The organism is Methylotuvimicrobium sp. KM1 (assembly GCF_044788715.1).
Classification (GTDB): Bacteria; Pseudomonadota; Gammaproteobacteria; order Methylococcales; family Methylomonadaceae; genus Methylotuvimicrobium.
This window is the reverse complement of the sequence record NZ_CP173170.1, coordinates 2,711,270-2,726,189: the sequence shown is the minus strand read 5'-3', so window position 1 is coordinate 2,726,189 and position 14,920 is coordinate 2,711,270. Positions and strand designations below refer to the sequence as shown.

11 protein-coding genes are annotated in these 14,920 nt (G+C 49.3%); 6 read left to right on the top strand and 5 right to left on the bottom strand.

Annotated elements, in window-relative coordinates:
* Nucleotides 1–294: 294 nt before the first annotated feature.
* The 5 genes from ACINK7_RS11660 (at nucleotide 295) to ylqF (ending at nucleotide 7,074) form a co-directional block, all read left to right on the top strand.
* Nucleotides 295–1,713, top strand: a complete 1,419-nt coding sequence (locus ACINK7_RS11660; protein WP_404355311.1) for an N-acetylmuramoyl-L-alanine amidase — start codon at nucleotides 295–297, stop codon at nucleotides 1,711–1,713.
* 127 nt (nucleotides 1,714–1,840) lie between these two features.
* Nucleotides 1,841–3,658, top strand: coding sequence for a DNA mismatch repair endonuclease MutL (gene mutL, locus ACINK7_RS11655; protein ID WP_404355309.1), 1,818 nt, complete (start codon nucleotides 1,841–1,843; stop codon nucleotides 3,656–3,658).
* Between the two features lie 269 nt (nucleotides 3,659–3,927).
* Complete coding sequence (gene miaA, locus ACINK7_RS11650) at nucleotides 3,928–4,887, top strand: tRNA (adenosine(37)-N6)-dimethylallyltransferase MiaA (RefSeq protein ID WP_404355307.1); 960 nt, start codon at nucleotides 3,928–3,930, stop codon at nucleotides 4,885–4,887.
* 246 nt (nucleotides 4,888–5,133) lie between these two features.
* Entirely contained in the window at nucleotides 5,134–5,904 is a 771-nt protein-coding gene (locus ACINK7_RS11645) for a DUF2272 domain-containing protein (RefSeq protein ID WP_404355305.1), read from the top strand.
* A gap of 249 nt (nucleotides 5,905–6,153) precedes the next feature.
* The gene (gene ylqF / locus ACINK7_RS11640; RefSeq protein ID WP_404355303.1) at nucleotides 6,154–7,074 is read left to right on the top strand and encodes a ribosome biogenesis GTPase YlqF; all 921 of its coding nucleotides are present in this window, start codon (nucleotides 6,154–6,156) and stop codon (nucleotides 7,072–7,074) included.
* 782 nt (nucleotides 7,075–7,856) lie between these two features.
* Here ylqF and ACINK7_RS11635 read toward each other — a convergent pair.
* Complete coding sequence (locus tag ACINK7_RS11635; RefSeq protein ID WP_404355301.1) at nucleotides 7,857–8,564, bottom strand: DUF6655 family protein; 708 nt, start codon at nucleotides 8,562–8,564, stop codon at nucleotides 7,857–7,859.
* A gap of 104 nt (nucleotides 8,565–8,668) precedes the next feature.
* Here ACINK7_RS11635 and ACINK7_RS11630 point away from each other — a divergent pair, with 104 nt between their 5' ends.
* On the top strand, nucleotides 8,669–9,229 hold the full coding sequence (locus ACINK7_RS11630; RefSeq protein ID WP_404355299.1) for an IMPACT family protein: 561 nt from the start codon (nucleotides 8,669–8,671) through the stop codon (nucleotides 9,227–9,229).
* 325 nt (nucleotides 9,230–9,554) lie between these two features.
* Here the strand turns inward: ACINK7_RS11630 and ACINK7_RS11625 are convergent, their stop codons facing one another.
* The 4 genes from ACINK7_RS11625 to odhB all read right to left on the bottom strand — a co-directional run bounded on the left by ACINK7_RS11625 (nucleotide 9,555) and on the right by odhB (nucleotide 14,920).
* Nucleotides 9,555–10,919: an NAD-dependent succinate-semialdehyde dehydrogenase gene (locus ACINK7_RS11625; RefSeq protein WP_404355297.1), complete on the bottom strand. Its 1,365-nt coding sequence runs from the start codon at nucleotides 10,917–10,919 to the stop codon at nucleotides 9,555–9,557.
* Between the two features lie 753 nt (nucleotides 10,920–11,672).
* A complete protein-coding gene (locus tag ACINK7_RS11620) occupies nucleotides 11,673–12,062 on the bottom strand; it encodes a hypothetical protein (RefSeq protein WP_125219367.1) in 390 nt (129 codons plus the stop codon).
* Between the two features lie 160 nt (nucleotides 12,063–12,222).
* Nucleotides 12,223–13,659 carry a dihydrolipoyl dehydrogenase gene (gene lpdA, locus ACINK7_RS11615; RefSeq protein ID WP_404355295.1) on the bottom strand — a complete coding sequence of 479 codons (1,437 nt, stop codon included), beginning with the start codon at nucleotides 13,657–13,659 and terminating at the stop codon, nucleotides 12,223–12,225.
* Between the two features lie 13 nt (nucleotides 13,660–13,672).
* Entirely contained in the window at nucleotides 13,673–14,920 is a 1,248-nt protein-coding gene (odhB, locus tag ACINK7_RS11610; protein ID WP_404355293.1) for a 2-oxoglutarate dehydrogenase complex dihydrolipoyllysine-residue succinyltransferase, read from the bottom strand.

Sequence of the window (14,920 nt, the reverse complement as noted above, 5' to 3'; positions counted from 1 at the left end):
TAACTTGAATGCTTTTAAGATTCAGAGACGACTAAGCGATTCATCGAAGTGCTTGTATTTTCAATCGTTTAGGAAAGGATGACAAAACCTGTTGGTTGCGAAAGATATAACATGCCCGTTCCTTAACGTCTAATTTCGGTGTTCAAGTCTTAAAGTTATAGAAAAGTTAAAAATGATATTGTCCGCTAATTTTAATTGAACTTGATACTTATCGAAGTTAAGCGCATAAATTTAGCGGCAAACATTCAATGACGGGGATTTACCGTCGGTAAAATAGCAAGCTTGGGTTGGGTCATGCGTAGTTTTATTAATATCTTATTCATTGCGATGTTGCAATTCTGGGCAGGATCGGTGTTTGCGCAACAAACGGCGGTCAATTCCTTGAAGCATCAAATTTCTTCCGATCACTCCCGGTTGATTTTCGATCTGTCGGCGCAATTTTCACACAAAGTATTTCAACTGGATAATCCCCCGCGTTTAGTTATCGACATCAGTGATGCTCGCTTAAACGGAAAACTTGACCAACCGTCTTCCAATCATCCGTTGTTTAAAAAAATTCGAAGTGCGGTTCGTAACGATAAAGATTTGCGAGTTGTCGTCGATTTGAAAAAGAACGGAATAGCTAAGAGTTTGACGATTCCGGCTAATCAATCCGGTGGCTATCAATTGATGATTGATTTGTTTGCCAAACAGGATGGTCTTGCTGCCAAGCCGCCCGTTACACGGTCGGTTGCATCGCATCCATTGCTTTCGAAGCGAAACCCTTCGCCTAATCGGACCAAAAGGCCTTCCGCAAGGCCCGAAGCGTTAGCTGTATCACATAATAAATTGGTGAAAAAAGCGCCGCAACGCAGCAAAGACGTTGTAATAGCGATCGATGCCGGACATGGTGGCCAAGACCCCGGTGCAAAAGGCCCGCATGGCACTCATGAAAAAGATGTGACTTTTGCGATCGCGAAAAAGCTGGCGGCCTTAATCGATAAAAAGCCCGGAATGAAAGCCGTTTTGGTTCGGCAGGGCGATTATTTTATTGATCTGAAAAAACGCATGAAAATTGCCAGGAAAGCAAAAGCCGATTTATTTGTATCGATTCATGCCGATGCGTACGATAACCCAAGTGTCAAAGGTGCGTCGGTATTTACCTTATCTAACAAAGGCGCAACGACCGAAATGGCGCGATGGTTGGCCAATCATGAAAATTCCGCTGACCTGGTTGGAGGCGTCAGCTTAGTCGATAAAGACGATGTATTGGCGTCCGTGCTACTCGATCTATCGATGACCGCCACTCAAGAAGCCAGTCAAAATGCAGCGTCAAAGATACTCGGAAGCCTTAAGCAAGTTGGTCATTTACATTCTCGGTCGGTGCAAAAAGCTGGTTTTTTGGTGCTTAAATCGCCCGATGTACCGGCAATTTTGGTCGAAACCGCGTTTATTTCGAACCCGGACGAAGAAAGTAAACTGCGCAGTGTTGCTCATCAGAGCAAAATGGCCCGAGCTATTTTCAATGGTATCGACAGTTACTTTCAGCAGGCGGCTCCAGCCGGAACTTATATCGCCGAACAAGGTCGACAACACGTCATCAGCCGTGGCGAGACTCTGTCAGGTATAGCGCAGCAATATGGAATCAGCATGCAAAAAATTAAAACGACTAATGCAATGAATAATAATCAGGTGAGGATCGGTCAAGTTTTAAGTATTCCTGTTGATGGGTGATGGTTAGGGGAAAGATGAAAGATGAAAGATGAATGGAGTTCCGCCATCGCTATTAACCGGGTGCAATTCAAACTGACATGGCTTTGACTGATCGGCTAAAATAGCCGATTTGATTTTAGGCTGTTCCATGCGTATTCATTCTCTTCCGACTCAACTCGTCAATCAGATCGCCGCAGGCGAGGTTGTCGAAAGGCCTTCTTCGGTCGTTAAAGAGTTGGTCGAAAATTGCTTCGATGCCGGGGCTACGTCTGTTGCCATCGAGATCGAGCAGGGCGGCATGCGCCGGATCAAAATCCGAGACGACGGCTGCGGTATCGACAAGGATGATTTGCCGCTGGCCTTGTCTCGCCATGCCACCAGCAAAATCGCAACGCTTGATGATTTAGAGCATGTTTCGACAATGGGTTTTCGCGGCGAAGCCTTGCCCAGCATCAGCTCGGTCGCCCGGCTGACGTTGATTTCCAGAACCGAGGGCGCCGATTGCGCCTGGCTAGTCGATGCGGACGGTTCCGAGCAAAATTTCGATCCACAACCGGACCCGCATCCTCAAGGCACGACAGTCGATGTGCGCGATTTGTTTTATAATACGCCGGCACGTCGAAAATTTCTCAAAACCGAAAAAACCGAATTCGGTCATATCGAAACGTTGATTAAACGCATGGCATTGAGCCGTTTCGATATTGGATTTGTCTTGACGCATAATCAACGCGAAGTGTTGAATCTGAAACCGGTCACGACCGAGGAGCAGCGCGAACATCGCATCGCCGGTATTTGCGGTTCGGAGTTTATTGACAATTCGGTCAAAATCGATTTCGAGGCTTCGGGTTTGCAATTGACCGGGTGGGTCGGTTTACCCACTTTCTCGCGAAGCCAGCAGGACATGCAGTTTTTTTATGTCAACGGTCGCTTGATCAAGGACAAGTTGGTTTCGCATGCGGTTAAACAGGCTTATCAGGATGTGCTTTATCACGGCCGCCATCCGGTATTCGTGCTGTATTTGAATCTCGATCCGGCCTTGGTCGATGTCAACGCGCATCCGGCTAAACTCGAGGTCCGTTTCAGGGAAGGTCGTCTAGTCCATGATTTTCTGTATCGGGCGCTGCATCGTTCGTTGGCCGATTTACGGCCGGGGAGTCAAGAACAACGGTCCGTTCCGATCGAAGAATTCGTTCCGATGCCGCCGCAATCTCCGGAGCAGCCATCCCTCAAGCCACAAGTCCAATTTCAAGCCAAGCCGAAGCAAAATACGCTGCCGCTGCATGTCGAGGAGGATATTCGCGCTTACGCATCATTGTATCCGGTGGCCGAGCCGGAACCTGAAAGCCAAAGACCCGAGCCTGGGCCGACCAGCGAAGAGCCGTATTATCCATTGGGGTATGCTGTCGCGCATCTGCATAATATCTATATTCTTGCCGAAACACCGAAAGGCATCATTCTGGTCGATACGCATGCCGCCCATGAACGCGTCACTTATGAGCGCTTGAAGCAACAATTCAACAACGGTAGCGTGCCTAGCCAGCCGTTGCTGTTGCCGATTAAGATCGTAGTCAGCGATAGTGAAGCCGACTTGGCCGAACAGCACCAGGAATTTTTCAATGCGCTCGGATTCGAATTAAACCGTTCGGGGCCCGAAACGATTGTTCTGCGTTCGGTGCCGGTATTGTTGGCCGGCGGCGATAGCGAAGCGTTGATTCGGGACGTGTTGGCCGATATCATCGAGCACGGCTTGAGTACGCGGATTCAGGAAAAAGCCAACGAAGTTCTCGCGACGGTCGCTTGTCATGGCTCGGTCCGAGCGCGCCGCCGTTTGTCGATTGACGAGATGAACGCTTTGCTGCGCGACATGGAGCGGACCGAACGCATCGGGCAATGTAATCACGGACGCCCGACCTGGGTCGAACTGTCGACTCAAGAGTTAGATAAATTTTTCCTGCGCGGACGGTAAGGAATATGCACAAATTTACTTCTACAAGTTTTAGGCATCGTGGTGGTTCGGCGACTCGCTTGACAGGGCTCCGTGAATACATCCATGTAGGCTCGACCGCGGCTATCAGATTGCCATGGATGGCATGAATGCAGATTTTGCATTACGCCATGGATGGCGTGTATTAGGGCAATGCAGGAGCAATTGCCGAGGAGCAAAAATCTGCCCTGCCGCCGACGCCTGTCAATCGATCCACCGAACCTCCTTTCAGCATTTGTCGAAGTTATTTCATGCTCGTTCCTAAGTGTATCGTGCCCCAATCAACCAAGCCCACGGCAGTGTTTTTGATGGGGCCGACCGCTTCCGGCAAGACTGCTTTATCGGTGCAACTGGCCGAAGCGCTCGATGCCGAGATTATCAGTGTCGATTCGGCGCTCGTCTATCGCGGCATGGATATCGGCACAGCCAAACCCACGGAGGCTGAAAGAGGCGGCATTGTGCATCATTTGATCGATATTCTCGATCCGAGTGAAGTCTTTTCGACCGGACAATTTCGATCCCGAGCGCTGAAATTGATCGCGGATATTGCCGCTCGAGGTAAACTGCCGTTGCTGACCGGCGGCACGATGCTGTATTTCAATGCGCTCAATCACGGCTTGGCACAATTGCCGTCCGCCGACGCGGCGCTTAGGGCCGAGCTGGATAAAGAGCTCGAACACATCGGCAAGGAAGCGATGCATCGGCGATTGGCGCAAATTGATCCGGACTCCGCCGCGCGTATTCATCCGAACGATCCGCAACGTATGCAACGGGCGCTCGAGGTGTATCGATTGACCGGCAAAACCTTGACCGAATTGTTCAGCGAAGCCGAGACGCAGCCGCTTCCTTTTCGCGCGGTCAAATTGATCATCGCGCCGCAAGACCGAAAACTACTGCACGAAATCATCGCAAGACGGTTTCATCAGATGTTGGAACAAGGCTTGATCGAAGAGGTGGAAAAACTTTATCGGCGCGGCGATTTGTCGGAAAAAATGCCGTCGATACGTGCGGTCGGCTACCGGCAAGTGTGGTCATATTTGCAAGGCGAATACGGTCATGCCGCGATGATCGAAAAAGCCATTGTCGCTACGAGGCAATTGGCGAAGCGGCAGTTCACTTGGTTGCGTCGTGAAACCGAGGCACAAGCTTTGATCAGCGGCGATCCTAAAGCGTTGGACCGAGCGTTGCGGTATATTGCCGAGTCGGATTGAGCCTTTTGTCGGAAGAGCCATGTGTAGACTATCGATAGCCTGTAGGATTCGCATTGCGCTGCAAGGGTTAGGAATATGCGCAAAATAAATTCGCTTTGTGGAGGTTCGGTAACTCGCTTGACAGGACGCCGTAAATACGTCCGTGTAGACTTTACGGCGGCTTTCCCTGACGCCGACACCTGTCAATCGAGTCACCGAACCCTCTTACGACATCTGAAAAAGTTATTTCGCGCTCGTTCCTTAATTATGAAAGACAGCGCGGTTTTTTTTCTACGCTCGCTATTTTGGGTGCCGATATTGTCGGTAACCGCTTGCACCGCACCGGTCAAGGACGGGACGTTTCGGGTCATGCATCAAAGCGGTATCGCTCCGGCTTTCATGATTCCTTCGGTTCGGGAGCGCATGATTTATTTGGCGCAACAGGAATGGACACTATTCGGACGCCCCATAGCCGACTATAGCGTCGGGGAATCCGAATTGATCTATCCGGAAGACAAGGAGCCGACGCACGAAACCCAAGCGCCTTATTTCTCGCGCGTCATTCTTTATTGGTACAACGCGACGCATTTGCCGTTACTGAATCACGATGGCGAAGTCCGGCCGTGGTCGGCCGCCTTTATCGTTTGGTTGGCGCGGAGCGCCGGTGTGCCGGAACAGGATTTGCCTTCGACCGTGCTGCATTGGGACTATATCGAACATTCGATGTTCGCCGGAAAAAATGCTCGGTTTATCGCCCGCGACGCACACTTTTTCAGTCCTAACCCCGGCGATTTATTATGCGCGCCGCGTAGCGAAATTTTTACGCAACAAGTCCAGGCATTCAGACAATTACGCCGAGGGCCTTATCATTGCGATTTGGTCGTTGCCAAAAAAAACGATGCACTCGACGTGATCGGCGGCAATGTGCTCGATGCCGTGTCGATGACGCGCGTGACATTGGATGACAACGGTATCGTGAAGCCGACTAAAGACCGCCCTTGGTTGATTGTTTTGGAGCAGAGGGACTTGAAAAGGTGAAAGGGAAAAGGGGAAAGATCCGCTGTTTCCCAAGCTCCTTGCTTGGGAAAGCCATACTCGAAGCTCTAGCTTCGCGATATAGAGGCATGAAGGGGGCTATGTGTGTATCATCGCATGTACCGCGACATTACTCGTTTCCACACTCCAACGTCCAGTAACTTTGCGAACGGTTTTATACCCTTCGTTCGGCGCTTGAAAGGTAAAAGGTGGGCTTGGTTTATGATTTTTATTGGGATTTGACAATTTATTATGCATATACAATGGTATCCGGGGCACATGCACAAGGCAGGGAAGGAAATCAGGGAGATCGCGCCTCAGGTCGATTTGTTCATTGAAATTCTTGATGCGCGCATTCCGTTCAGCAGTGAAAATCCGCTATTGGCGCAACTTCGGGGTTCTAAGCCTTGCATCAAGGTATTGAATAAAAGCGATTTGGCCGACCCTGAAGCAACACGGCAATGGCAAGGTTATTTGGAGCGTGAACAAGGCGTGAAAACGCTCGCGCTGAGTATCGAACAGCCGGAAAAAATCAGGCAGTTGACAGAATTATGCCGTAAATTGCTGGCTGTCGATGAGTCGGATAATCGCTTGATTCATGCGTTGATCATGGGGATTCCGAATGTCGGAAAATCCACATTAATCAATGCATTGGCCGGACGGGTCATCGCTAAGACCGGCAATGAGCCGGCCGTTACTAAAGCCCAACAGCGCATCTCGATCGGAAACAATATTATTCTGCTGGATACGCCAGGCATGCTCTGGCCGAATTTGGAAAATAAAAACACCGGCTACCGGCTCGCGGTGACCGGCGCGATCAAGGATACTGCGATCAAGCATGACGACATTGCGTATTTTGCCGCCGAATTTCTGCTTAAACTTTATCCGGATTGTCTAGTTGATCGATTCAAAATAGATCCTCTTCCTAACAACGAGCACGACTTGATGCTTGCCATCGGAAAAAGTCGAGGCTGTTTGCGCTCAGGCGGCCTGGTTGATATCGACAAGACTGCGAAGATCTTGTTATCGGAACTTCGTTCGGGAATATTGGGCAGACTCACGCTGGAAACGCCGGCGATGATGGAGCAAGAATTGGCCGAGCTGGCCGTGATCAGGGAGCAGAAGGCTGCGAAAAAGCTGGCACGAAAGCAAAAACGTAAAGGTGCTCTTTAAACTTAAATTCCGCAGTCAGTTCACGAAATACACGTAATTATTCATTCGGTTACAGAAATCTCTTATACCCATCGTAGATGAAAATTCGGCCTTGGGGTACCCGTCAAAGGACGCCGTAAACCCAGCACCTAAATTAACCAAGACAAATAACCATGGCCAATGGGTTATGGAATTTAGGTGCTGGGTAAATACGTCCATGTAGGCTCTATGCCAGCTCCATGCTGGCAAAGCCTTTACCGAGCACCCCCCAAGGCCTCCTCCGACAATGCCGAAATTTGAAGTGCGAAAGGTATAAATACCCCTTTGGGTGAGTAACTTGGAAAGCATAACTATTCCTGATTAGCAAGATGCTTCAGCTTGCCGAAGCCAAGTGTCCGAGCAGGGGCTAGTCGTAGTCGCAAAAACTAAAATATGCTGTTACCCAAGCTCCAGCTTGGGTAACCTGTTCAGGAAGCTCTAGCTTCCCGACAATCAAGAAAGATTGAACGAGCGAGCCGGGGTTGATTGAGAATGTGCGGAGGTTGTGTCGGTCTCAGGAAGCTGGAGCTTCCGGGGGGGGCTTTCCCAAGCTGGAGCTTGGGAAAGAGCGTGATGTGGGGTGGCCGTTTTAGCTTGACGCGCATGGCTTGCGAACCCTGTCCTGCTAAGGATATGCTGATCTTTGGGCTTTAGCTGAAGAAACTTGCTAATCAGGTAACTATTTAAATATTTTAGTGATTTTTGTGTGTTCCGTGGACAAAATACTTTTGATAGGTTAAAGCAAGCCTTGACTATCTTAAGGTCTAAAATTCGCCATTGATCAACAAACGTTCATGGAGCCTGGGACTTTCATGTTCGTTGCGGGCATTTTTCGGTATTAAATCTGAATCGGTCCAACTGATTAATAACACCGTCCATTCAACGAATCGGGAAAAACCATAGCTTGGCTCAATAACACTTTCCAGCTTACCTTCATTAGCATCATAAACAGACAAGCCTATTTTCGCGATGCCCTCCAGTTTATTGTTGCCCAGCAAAATAATTTCAGGTATTTCAAGGGTCCCCGTTAGTGGAATGGGGACGTTCAGGTGCGGAAGTCCTAACCAGCGGCTTTTGTGTTGATTGATCGATAAAGCGCCCAAACGAATTTCGACGATGAAGTCAGCATCTTTTCTATCCCTTACAACGGGGTATCCAAGAGTCAATAATTGGTTCTTGATCGCACCGATGGCATATTTAGCATCGGTGCTTTCAGTATCGAAATATTTAGCATCCAGGAAAACTTTATGTTGTTTCGGTAAATTAATCGCCATTTTTTGCGCGGCGTGATCGGCCGCGGTGGAGAGTAACAGTTGTTCGGTCGCGGTTCGCGCCGGCAACGATTCCTTTACCGTTGAACAGCCTGTTAAAATTAAGGCAAAAATACCGATGATAATGCAATAAAAGCGTAGATAATGATTAAAAGGGTTAGTCATAATTAAATAATAGTTGATTGCCAGCTGGCGATTCATTATTAAATCCTAAATAAATCGTAATTATTCAGTATGAGTATGTAGGCAGCTTGTTTTTGTACATAACTCATGTTGAACAATTACACTAAAAATTGAAAGTAAAAATGCAGTTCATCAAGTCGCGTCATACGATTGAAGACATCATCAAAAAATCGCGTTTTATCGGAGTCATTATACCGGTTGCCGATGAGCAGGAAGCTTTGCAAAATCTCAGGCAGTTGGCGGTCGAATATCCGGATGCCAGTCATATCGCCTTCGCTTATCGAATTCGGACGGAGCAAGCATTCATTTGCCGTTTTCATGATGCCGGCGAGCCGTCCGGTACAGCCGGAAAACCGATTTTTCAGCACTTGGAGGGTAAGGATCTCATCAATGTGTTAGTTGCGGTGATTCGTTATTTCGGTGGCGTGAAACTCGGCGCCGGCGGGTTGACGCGGGCTTACGGCAACGCCGCGAAGCATGTCATCGAGTCGGCGGAAATCATAGATTATGTGGAACTGACAAGAGTCAGATTAACGCTCGCCTATCCTCAAATGCAGCAGTTCGAGTATCAACTCAAAAAGTTGGAAGGGCGAATTATACAGCAGGATTTTTCCGAGAAGATCGATTTGCTGATTGAATTACCCGCAGCCAATCAAGAGGCTTTGTTCAAGTTTTTAGCTTGACTAGGTTTGCTTTTTTCCTCAGTTACCGCTTTTGCGTGGCATAGATTGACCGTAAGGATTCGCGCGAGAATGGGCAATAGTACTTTTGATTGAAAAACCGTCTAAAAATAAAAGGAATGGGGTGTGTCTATCGAGGACCGCCGTTCACCCAACACCTAAATTATGCTAGATAGTTAATCATAGCCAATGGGTAAAGTGGAACAAAGCGCCGGCCGGCGTAAGGTTTCGGGATAGCTGCCTGTTAGTTTGAGTATAGATGCTTGATTGCAAGTCCCGGTACCGTTTTGCGTCGCCTTTCCAAGGCTCCTCGAAATGACAGTAGCAATCATTTAATCCAGATCGTCTTGGCATTCACAAACTCGCGAATACCATGATGCGATAATTCACGCCCATAACCGGAACGTTTGATACCACCAAACGGCATCCGCGGATCGCTTTTTACCAAGCCGTTCACAAACGCCGCACCGCATTGCAGCTGTCGCGCCACGCGTTCACCGCGCGCGTTGCTTTGCGTCCAGACACTGCCGCCTAGGCCGAAGTCGCTGCTGTTGGCAATAGACACTGCATCATCTTCATTCTTGGCGCGAATCACGATTGCGACCGGCCCGAACAGTTCTTCGTGCCAGGCACGCATGCCGGGTTTAACATGATCAATAATGGAGGCTTGGTAATAAGCACCACTGCCGGCTTCCGGCGCACAACCGGTGACAACCTTCGCGCCCGCCTCGATACTTTCAATCACCTGCTTATGTAATTCATCGCGCAGGTCATGGCGGGCCATCGGTGACAGGGTGGTATCTACACTCATTGGATCACCCGTACGCAGATCTTCCACAGCGGCTTTGAATTTTTCCAGAAAGGCATCGGCAATCGCATCCACCACGATAAACCGCTTGGCCGCGATACAACTCTGGCCACCATTCATATAACGCGAGGTCACACCCTGCTTTACCGCCAGTTCCAGGTCGGCGTCGTCCAGCACGATAAAGGCATCCGCCCCGCCCAGTTCCAGAACGGATTTTTTAATATTCGCACCGGCTGCCTCTGCCACCGATTTTCCGGCCGGCTCACTGCCGGTCAAGGTCACAGCCTTGACTCGTGGATCATCGATCACACCACGTACCTGAACTGATCCGATCATCAGTGTCGTGAAGACCCCCTCGGGAAAGCCGGCCTCCTCAAACACAGATTCAATTGCCTGCGCACACTGCGGGACATTCGAGGCGTGTTTCAACAACCCGGTATTACCCGCCACCAGTGCCGGAGCCGCAAAGCGAAAGACCTGCCAGAATGGGAAGTTCCATGGCATCACCGCTAGGATGATCCCCAACGGCTGATAAGTGACCAGACTCTTGGCGGCGTCGGTTTCGATATATTCATCTTCGAGGAAACCCGGCCCGTGTTCGGCATAGTACTCACATACCCAAGCACACTTCTCGATCTCACCGCGCGATTCCTTGATCAGCTTACCCATTTCCTGGGTGATGATCGTGGCTAACTCTTCCTGACGTGCCCGCAAGACCTCCGCTGTCTTATACATCAGCTCACAACGTTTTTTGATCGGCGTGTCGGCCCACGTCCCGACTGCCAGTTCGGCAACATCCATTGCCTTGGACAACCGGGACGCCCCCCAGCTGTCCAAGGTCAGTATAGTGCTACCGTCAACGGGGTTGATTGCATGAAAGGCCATTGGTTGCTCCCTGAGTCAATAAAAGTTTGCTATGCTGCATTATTAAATAGACTTGGATTCAATATTACGAAATAACCATGAAGAGTAAGGATTTCGTGATGAATAACGTCCTGGAACTATGCGCTTTGTTGAGGGGTCGGTAACTCGCTTTGCAGGACGCCGTGAATACGTGCGTGTAGGCTTGACGACGGTGACTGATTGCCAAGGATGGCATGAATGCAGATTTTGCACGAGCAAAAATCTGCCCTGCCGCCGACACCTGCCAATCGAGCAACCGAACCCTCCGTAAAATAGGGAAGTTATTTACGACCAAATCCTAACGCGACACGAAGAATTAGATCGTCGATTTTATAGCCTTTTCTTCATTCGCTGAAAATCATGGAAACGGAGCGTCAGCGAAGTGATGATTTTTAGTCCCCGATAGCCGTAGCGCCGGGTGTTTTGCCGGAGTCTGCGCGAGTAGCGCAGGTGGAGGCAAAATACAAGGCATCGCGACACGGCGTAAAGCCATTTGTGGGAGTGCTACGGAGCCGCATCGAGTATACGATGATGTGGCGTAGTGGCACGGACGCAGGGCGAATCGGGGCCGCCGAAGGCAATAATCGCCAAGCAATTTTTCGCTGCTGAAATCGGACGGACCCCATTTCAGCTTTCGCGAAAAATCTTGGCGCGCTTGTTCTTCATGGTAAAAAAATATCTTATGATGTATTCGCCAATACTTTCAAAGTCTAAGAGTCGTGGGAAAACGAAACATTACAAGGCGAAATTCAAAAGAGTCAGTCCGACCCATACGAAACCGATCGTTGTTATCGCAAAACTGACAATCGTATAAGCTTTCCAAATAGCTTTATCCCAAAAATTGGGGTCGAAAGCTGCGATAACGAAAACGCCGGGATTGGTCATGCCGCCGATGACGACGAGCCAGCAGGCCAAAACCGGCAGCGGAATTTTTACCGCATAAAAAGCCAAACAGAACAGTGCCATCAGGACAAAATCGACATGGGCTCTGATCATGGTTTTATAGTCTTTTAGAAAACCGCCGTCTATGCCTTCGATAGGAAACCATTTGGCAAAGGTCATAAGCCATGCCGAGGCCAATACCGCGAAAATCATCAACACGGCTCCGATAAGTAATATTTCCATATTATTGCTCTTTAGTTTTAAGTTAAGTTAAATTCAATTTTGAAGCCGAAGCTATCCGGCCGGCTTCTGTTTCGCGGGTATGGGTTGGTAAAGATTAGCTAAAGAAGCGCGACCTACCTGTTTGTTCGCGGTTTTTAGATTGTTTTGCTAAAAGTCCATATCAAGGAAGATGCAAGGACCTGTTCTCTATTGCTAGTGCCGCCTCATGTAAGACTTCCGAGATGGTCGGGTGGGCATGTATAGTTCTGGCTAGGTCTTCGCCACTCGCCGAGAATTCCATCGCTAGAACCGCTTCGGCAATTAATTCCGAAGCATTGGCTCCGATGATGTGGATGCCTAGAATCAAATCGGTTTCCGCATGCGTGATGATTTTGACCAACCCTTCGGTTTTGTCGATCGATTCGGCGCGGCCATTGGATTTCAATGTGAATGTACCGGTCCGATATTTTTGTCCAATGGCTTGCAGCGCTTGTTCGGTTTGTCCGACCCAGGCGATTTCAGGGTCTGTATAGATGACGCTCGGCATGATGTTATAGTTGATCGGATTGTGTCGGTTGGCGATGTGCTCGGCGACGAATACGCCTTCCTCTAGGCCCTTATGCGCCAGCATCGGCCCGAGTAAGGTCAAATCGCCGATCGCATAAACGCCGGGAACCGTCGTGCAGCAGTTTTCGTCGACATGGATATATCCGTTTTCATCCAAAAGCAGTTCGGCTTCGGGGGCTGCGATATTTTCCGAATTAGGCTTTCTACCCGTAGCCACGATCAGTTTGTCGAGTCGTAAAGTATGGCTGCCTTCCGGGTTTTGATAGTCGACGACGACTTTGTTATTAGTTTTTTTAGCCGAGGTGACGCGAGCTCCCAGACGCAAGTCAAGTCCTTGAACGGAATAGATTTTATAGGCTTCCGCAGCAATTTGGTGATCGACGATCGGTAAAAAAGATTCTTGCGCTTCTAACAAAATTACTTCGGAACCCAAGCGATTCCATATTCCAGCAAGCTCTAGGCCGATGACGCCCGACCCGATGATTCCCAGTCTTTTGGGGATGCTGGTCATATTCAGCGCATAAGTCGTATCGACGATAAACTCGTTGTCGATCGGCGCGCACGGTAGATCGATGGAGGTGGAGCCGGTCGCTAGTATTATATTGGGGGCATTGAGTTTAATTGGTTTGGCACCGTCGGCGGGTGTCACGCTGACTTGGTCAGCGTTGAGCAGCTTTCCTTGCCCATGATAATAGTTAATTTTTTTTTCGGCGAAAACATTGAGGATCTGCCGGCTTAATCGCGCTATCTTTTCATTTTTGCGGCCTATCATCTTCGGCAAGTCCAGTTTTATGTTCTCGACCGATATGCCATGATCGGCAAGCCCATGCCGCATTAAATCGTAGATCTTGGCCGACTCGAGCAGCGCCATCGAGGAAACGCAACCGGCGTTGATATAAGTCCCGCCCAGACTTGGATCGCCATTAATATTGGTCCAATGATCAACACAGGCTGTTTTCAATCCTAATTGGGCGGCGCGGATCGCGGCGACATAGCCGGCAGGGCCGGCACCGACGACAATAACATCATAAGTTGATTCGGGTTTTGACATGACAGTGAACCGTTTATATGTTTAGCAATAAGTGCGCTGGAGATTCCAGGCACTCTTTGATGGTGACCAAAAATTGAACCGCCTCGCGGCCGTCGACTAAGCGATGATCGTAAGATAAAGCAAGATACATGATTGGTCTAACGACTATTTGTCCATTTTCAACGACGGGTCGATCCTTGATTGCATGCATGCCTAAGATCGCGCATTGCGGCGGATTTAAAATCGGAGTCGATAGCATTGAGCCGAAAATGCCGCCATTGGTTATTGTAAACGTACCGCCGGTCAGGTCTTCAAAACTAATGTTGCCTTCTTTGGCTTTTTTGCCGAAATCGGCGATATTTTTTTCGATGCCGGCAAAGTCTAATTGATCGGCATCGCGAAGAACCGGCACAATCAAGCCGCGCGGTGTACTGACCGCAATGCCGATATCGTAGTAGCCGTGATAAATAATGTCGTTACCGTCAATTGAGGCATTAATAGTCGGGAATTTTTTCAAGGCCTCGATCGATGCTTTGACGAAAAAAGACATGAAGCCCAATTTGATATTGTGCGTTTGCTCGAAGCGGTTTTTATATTGGTTTCGTAAATCAATCACATGATGCATGTCGACTTCGTTGAAAGTCGTCAGCATCGCGGCGTTTTGTTGCGCTTGCAGCAAGCGTTCGGCAATCTTTGCTCTAAGTCGAGTCATTGGGACTCGTTGTTCGGGTCTCAATGCAGCCGGAATCGTGGCCGGTTTCGAATCCGTTTGTACGGATTCCGGCGGTGTTTTTGTACGGGACGAGGTTTCGAGAACCGGTTCGTCCTGCAAATATTCGAGAATATCGTTTTTGGTAATACGGCCATGTTTTCCCGAGCCGCTAATGGCCGAGGGGTCGAGATTTTTTTCAACAACGAGCCTTCGGACTGCGGGGCTCAAAGGAATGTTGGCCGATGCGGCTTCCGGTTCTTTTTCGGCGGTCTGTTGCGGTTCATTGTCGGTATCGCTTGCTGGCGTAGCGGCGGTTTCTTCAGTCGCGGCCGCTTGCGGGTCGATGATAGCCAGTACTTCGCTGCCGACAACAATGTCGCCGTCGTTTTTCAGGATTTTCGTTAAAACGCCTGATTCGGGCGCAGGCACTTCGAGCACGACTTTATCGGTTTCGAGATCGACTAGATTTTCGTTTTTTGTGACTCTATCCCCGGGTTTTTTTTGCCAGTTAATGAGTGTGGCATCGGAAACGGATTCAGGCAGATTAGGAACGAGGACTTCAATGCTCAT

Excerpts from the sequence above, each read along its gene's own strand:
- ACINK7_RS11620 (WP_125219367.1), bottom strand. The coding sequence starts at position 12,062 with ATGGAAATATTACTTATCGGAGCCGTGTTGATGATTTTCGCGGTATTG.
- ACINK7_RS11630 (WP_404355299.1), top strand. The coding sequence starts at position 8,669 with ATGCAGTTCATCAAGTCGCGTCATACGATTGAAGACATCATCAAAAAA.
- ACINK7_RS11625 (WP_404355297.1), bottom strand. The coding sequence starts at position 10,919 with ATGGCCTTTCATGCAATCAACCCCGTTGACGGTAGCACTATACTGACC.
- lpdA (WP_404355295.1), bottom strand. The coding sequence starts at position 13,659 with ATGTCAAAACCCGAATCAACTTATGATGTTATTGTCGTCGGTGCCGGC.
- ACINK7_RS11645 (WP_404355305.1), top strand. The coding sequence starts at position 5,134 with ATGAAAGACAGCGCGGTTTTTTTTCTACGCTCGCTATTTTGGGTGCCG.
- miaA (WP_404355307.1), top strand. The coding sequence starts at position 3,928 with ATGCTCGTTCCTAAGTGTATCGTGCCCCAATCAACCAAGCCCACGGCA.
- ACINK7_RS11660 (WP_404355311.1), top strand. The coding sequence starts at position 295 with ATGCGTAGTTTTATTAATATCTTATTCATTGCGATGTTGCAATTCTGG.
- mutL (WP_404355309.1), top strand. The coding sequence starts at position 1,841 with ATGCGTATTCATTCTCTTCCGACTCAACTCGTCAATCAGATCGCCGCA.
- ACINK7_RS11635 (WP_404355301.1), bottom strand. The coding sequence starts at position 8,564 with ATGAATCGCCAGCTGGCAATCAACTATTATTTAATTATGACTAACCCT.
- ylqF (WP_404355303.1), top strand. The coding sequence starts at position 6,154 with ATGCATATACAATGGTATCCGGGGCACATGCACAAGGCAGGGAAGGAA.
- odhB (WP_404355293.1), bottom strand. The coding sequence starts at position 14,920 with ATGAGCATTGAAGTCCTCGTTCCTAATCTGCCTGAATCCGTTTCCGAT.